This window comes from Nonomuraea sp. MG754425, from assembly GCF_021699195.1.
Lineage (GTDB): Bacteria > Actinomycetota > Actinomycetes > Streptosporangiales > Streptosporangiaceae > Nonomuraea.
On sequence record NZ_SSXE01000599.1, the window covers coordinates 1 to 256 of the forward strand.

At 71.1% G+C, this 256-nt stretch carries 1 protein-coding gene; it reads right to left on the reverse strand.

The features are described from left to right. Window positions 1–256: hypothetical protein (locus FAF44_RS56665; RefSeq protein WP_237111249.1), on the reverse strand; the 256-nt coding region annotated here is incomplete at both ends.

The following is a 256-nucleotide window of genomic DNA, read 5'->3' on the forward strand; positions in this document are numbered from 1 at the left end:
CGCCGTCGCGGTTGGCGACCGTGTTGCCGAGCAGGCCGACGATCTCCTCCTCGTGGGCCCCGTCGAAGACCGGGGTGGCCATGTTGGTGCGCGGGGCGACCTTGTCGAAGCCCTTGTCGCGCAACCGGCCCGCCCACGCCTCCTGGACGCCCGAGATGTCCCAGCCCCTGGCCGCGATCCAGCCGAGGTGGGTCTCCAGCACCTGACCGACGTTCATCCGGCCGGGCACGCCCAGCGGGTTGAGGATGATGTCGAC